Below are 4,059 nucleotides of genomic sequence, written 5' to 3'. Positions count from 1 at the left end.
TCTTGCGGTGCTGTTCAGCCAGGGTGCCAGCCGGGGTGACATGGGCGGCTGCCCCCTGGAGCTTGTTCCTCCAGCCGCTGATGACCTGTTCCTCGCCCGCCAGCAACGCGTCATAGCCGGCGCGCGCGACGTCGGCCGGATTGTCCTTCTCGTCGGTGCCGACCTTGGTGTCCATCATTTCGGCACGTTCGAAGAACCGCGTCTGCGTCGCACCGGGCATCAGCACCGTCACGGTGACGCCGGTGTCCTTCAATTCGTGCCGTAGCGCGATGGCGAAAGAATCGATGAACGCCTTGGTGCCGTTGTAGACTGCCTGGAACGTGCCCGGCATGAAGCCGGCGATCGATCCGGTAAACAGAATACGCCCGCGTCCGCGCCTGGCCATCCTCGCGGCCAGTTGATGGGCCAGATAAATTGTTCCGGTGATATTGGTGTCGACGATGCGACGGATCTTGTTCCAGTCCTGGTCGACGAAGCCGTGACCCAGGCCGCGCCCCGCATTCAGAAAGAGCAGGTCGATATCCCGATTTCCGATCCGCGACACCAATCTGTCGGCGCCCTCCACGGTTGCCAGGTCGACCTCAAGCGCCTCGACCGCCACGTCGTGCGAAGACAGCGCCTCTGCCGCCTGCTTGATCGCCGGCTCATCGGCCGCGATGACAAGGTTATAACCGGCCTTCGAGCAGAGCTTGGCAAGTTCCTTGCCGATGCCGCTTGAGGCCCCGGTTACCACCGCGAGTTTAGTTGCCGTCATCATATCCTCCGCTCCTGACCGCCGCCCCCAACCATCCCAAGCCAGGATTGTTCCGTGGTCGGTTGCCCGCGTCCGACGACGCGCTCCCGGTCGACAAGTTTTCTCGGGCAAGGTGGAACAACCTTCGTGGCCGACAGTTCGGCGGCAAAGGGAGCCGCGGATGCAGTATGCGCAAGACATCGCCCTCAGGCGCGTTGATATACTGATCGAGCAGTATGTCGTCGCCAGAAGCAAAACCTGTGACTTCGTCTCGACGGAACTGGCTTGCAATGCCATCCGGTCGGTCATGCGCAGCCCCGTCAATGATGCGGAACTCGACCTCATGCTGGCCAGGAAGGCAATGAAACAGGGCCTGTCGGTTCGCTTCGACCGCACGGGACGTTGGTCCGACGTGGTGCCGAAAGCAGGTCAGGAGGACTTGAAATGAGAACGATTCTGCTAATTGCGGCGCTCTTCGCGTTGGCTGGGTGCAATGAGAACAACGCGGATCCGGCCAAGTCCAAGACCGATACGGTGAACAGTCAGCCTGTCGACAAAAATCCGAAAGTCGACAGCAATCCGACGCCTCAGACGAGCTCCGGCGGGGATCAGCAAGGCACCCAGCCCACGCAGCCAGCCAAGCCCTGAACTCGGGCGGGAACCGGCCTGTGCCCTTGCCCACGCAGGGATATGAGGCGGGGCTGCGTCACTCCGCGTTGAGCAGGGCCCTGCAGGTTTGGCTGAGAACACGTGGCAGGACGCTGAACGCATACCCAGTGTGCAGCCGTTCGAGCGGCGTGTGATAATCACGCCCCCACGGGCCGATATTGATCGTCGGGATACTGGCAAGGCCTCGGTGCGCGGGCCAGCGCACCCCGTCGCTCCACATCGGCGTGTTGCGGGCGACCACATCGAGCGAGGATTCTGCCGCTTCACCAAAGAAGCTCATATCGGAGATGCCGGCGAAATAATCGGCGCAAGCAATCGTACAGCCGTAGAGTCCGTCTGCGTTGGCGGCAATGTCGCCGGCAATCGCGCGCAGCCTTCTGGCTGCGGGGGTCTGCGACAGGTTCGTTGGCAGGTAAGGTATGGAGCCAAAGCCTATGACCACCGCCGGACCTGACAAACGGCTCAGCCGCCATGCCTCTTCGATGACAAGCCGGCATTGTTCAGGTAGCGAAAGTTCACTGGCCGCGAGCGACGCGCCCAGTGCGCCAACCCTGGATATGGCTTTCCCATCGAGGCGGTCAGCGACAGCCTCGTAACGGTATAGGGCAATGTTGTCGACTACGTCGATAGCGGCCGGCTCGTTACCCGGGCCGAGCCGCTGTTTGAGAGCGCCCAGGCAAGTCGAAGCCGCTTGTGCGCAAAGCTGTTCGAACCGGTCGAACACCTCGCCGGGTGTCCTGCGATAGCTCAGTACATTGAAGCTGGCATAGGCGCTTGCCGGTGTCGTCACGTCATAGCCGGCCTTGCCGTCGCGAATGCTGAGCAGGCTCGCCGGCGTGCCGGGCTCCGACCGGGACTGATCGGTCAGCTCCGGCGCCCATTCCACACGCGTGGCTATCGCGGCAGCCAGCGTCGCGGCATTCAAGCCATTCAGCGGAAAACCGCTATGGGCGGGAACGCCGACAACATAAGCCGTCGGCAGCAGCTTGCCCACAGTGCCCAGCGCGATGATTCGCCCCTTACTGCCGTCGCCATCGTCCGCGATCGCATCGAGATTGATCGCGGCCGCAAATTCCAGTTGGCATTCGTCGGCGATGGTAGGAAGAGCCTGCGCCGCCCTGCGCGCGCCGGCCGAGTTGTTCTCTTCATCGGGTACGGCGAGGAAGAAGATGTTCCCCGCCGGATTGATGCTCTCCGCGAATTGCGTGCAGACGGCCAATCCCGCGGCAAGGCCCGCCTTCATGTCGAGCAGACCGCGTCCGGCGAGAAACTCTCCGGAGGCAAAATCGACGCGTGCGCGTCGGGCGGCGGCCGTCTCGGCTGTGGCCAGGGTCTTGCCGAGCGCAGGCGTGAGCAGGCCCGGCCGGGTCGCGAGATCCTCAAGCTCGCCATAGTCGCGCGTCGTGACGGTGTCGTAATGTCCCGTCAGCACCACAGTGGCCCGGCCACCTCCGCGCAGCAGCATCGCCACGCAGTGTCGGCCGTCTCCGGGCTCGACCTCGATCGTCCAGATTTCCGCATGGCGAAAGGCTGTCTCTTGGCGAAGTTTGCCGGCAAGCCATGGCCCGAACGATGCTTCATCCTCGCTCCCGGTGACGCTCCTGCGCTCGGTCAGGGCGAGCGCCCAGCGTTCGGCGCAGGCGGGCAAGCCCTCTTTTGCTCCACCGTTCATCACCGTCTCCGACATGCTTCGAGAGGTCGAGTTTAGCGTCGGCTAGCTTGTTCCTTCAAGAGCGCGACCGGCTGGGCCTAGCAGCGGCAAGTCTCCCCTGTCGATACCTCGTTGTCGGAATGTGGATGCTGATTATCTGGCCTGCGATTGGAACAACTCGCTCGGTGGCTGGTTGGGCAGCATCCCGTTCCAGGAGATGCGGGCCGTCGACCAGGCAAGTCAAACACGGTTGACCAATCCAGATCTCCACAATCTAGGGAGATTATATGACCTCACGCGACAATGGCCCTCCCGGCAGCACCGATCAGAAGCCACGCTGGGAAGGCCCGCCGGAAAACCGTCCTCGCGGTTATTTGCCGGCGAAGGATGATCCGGCTGAAGATCGTGACGCAGCGGGCGAAAACCTGAAGGATCCCGACAAGCACGACCTGGGCGATGCGCTCACGACCAGGCGCAACAAATAGAATGCGACAAATGCCACGCCGGGAGCAATCGAAATACTGACAAGGCCGCGCATATGCCGCAGGCAACAGAAGCGCGGGGCGCGGAGCGGGGCGCCTGGGCGACACCCAACAAGTATGGCCGCGCAGGCAACAGTCTGCCAATTCTGAAACCCTGTCGCGATGACTTTGGGGATTATGTCTTTGCTTGTCCAAACCCCTTCCCTCGCCACCGGCATCGGTGCTATCGCAACCCGCTGATGCGCCTCATGCAGATACTCGCAGGAAAAAATTGGCACCGCAATTGGCACCGGACGGGCGATGAGGGGCAGGGACGTAGAGGTACGCAAGCGGCTATCGAGATTAGACAATTACCGGAAAACCGAGCTGGTCGGGACCTTTACGGACACATCGGGATTGCCGGAGCCGTATTTTAAGTCCCTTGCGTCTACCAATTCCGCCACGTCCGCAGCCCAGCCCTTTTCAGATGCCAGACACAGCCCGTCAAGTCGTGTTCTGCGGTGCCTGAACACGCAACCCAGAGG

Annotated in this window: 5 protein-coding genes; 3 read left to right on the top strand and 2 right to left on the bottom strand. The window is 62.3% G+C overall.

What is annotated here, in order from left to right; all coding sequences use genetic code 11:
- On the bottom strand, window positions 1–754 hold a 754-nt coding region (locus tag EOA36_RS29545; RefSeq protein ID WP_127280507.1), incomplete at its 3' end, for an SDR family NAD(P)-dependent oxidoreductase.
- Between the two features lie 160 nt (window positions 755–914).
- On the opposite strand from EOA36_RS29545, the gene EOA36_RS29540 reads away from it, so the two are divergent.
- On the top strand, window positions 915–1,181 hold the full coding sequence (locus tag EOA36_RS29540; RefSeq protein WP_127280506.1) for a hypothetical protein: 267 nt from the start codon (window positions 915–917) through the stop codon (window positions 1,179–1,181).
- The gene (locus tag EOA36_RS29535) at window positions 1,178–1,381 is read left to right on the top strand and encodes a hypothetical protein (RefSeq protein WP_127280505.1); all 204 of its coding nucleotides are present in this window, start codon (window positions 1,178–1,180) and stop codon (window positions 1,379–1,381) included. Before EOA36_RS29540 ends, EOA36_RS29535 begins: the two co-directional genes overlap by 4 nt.
- 58 nt (window positions 1,382–1,439) lie before the next feature.
- Here the strand turns inward: EOA36_RS29535 and EOA36_RS29530 are convergent, their stop codons facing one another.
- Complete coding sequence (locus EOA36_RS29530) at window positions 1,440–3,074, bottom strand: M20/M25/M40 family metallo-hydrolase (protein WP_189343636.1); 1,635 nt, start codon at window positions 3,072–3,074, stop codon at window positions 1,440–1,442.
- Window positions 3,075–3,340: 266 nt separating this feature from the next.
- Here EOA36_RS29530 and EOA36_RS29525 point away from each other — a divergent pair, with 266 nt between their 5' ends.
- Window positions 3,341–3,538, top strand: a complete 198-nt coding sequence (locus EOA36_RS29525; protein ID WP_127280503.1) for a hypothetical protein — start codon at window positions 3,341–3,343, stop codon at window positions 3,536–3,538.
- The last annotated feature ends 521 nt before the right edge of the window (window positions 3,539–4,059 follow it).

Origin of the sequence: Mesorhizobium sp. M8A.F.Ca.ET.021.01.1.1 (assembly GCF_003998025.1) — a bacterium.
GTDB lineage: Bacteria > Pseudomonadota > Alphaproteobacteria > Rhizobiales > Rhizobiaceae > Mesorhizobium.
This window is presented reverse-complemented; position numbering and strand designations above follow the sequence as displayed.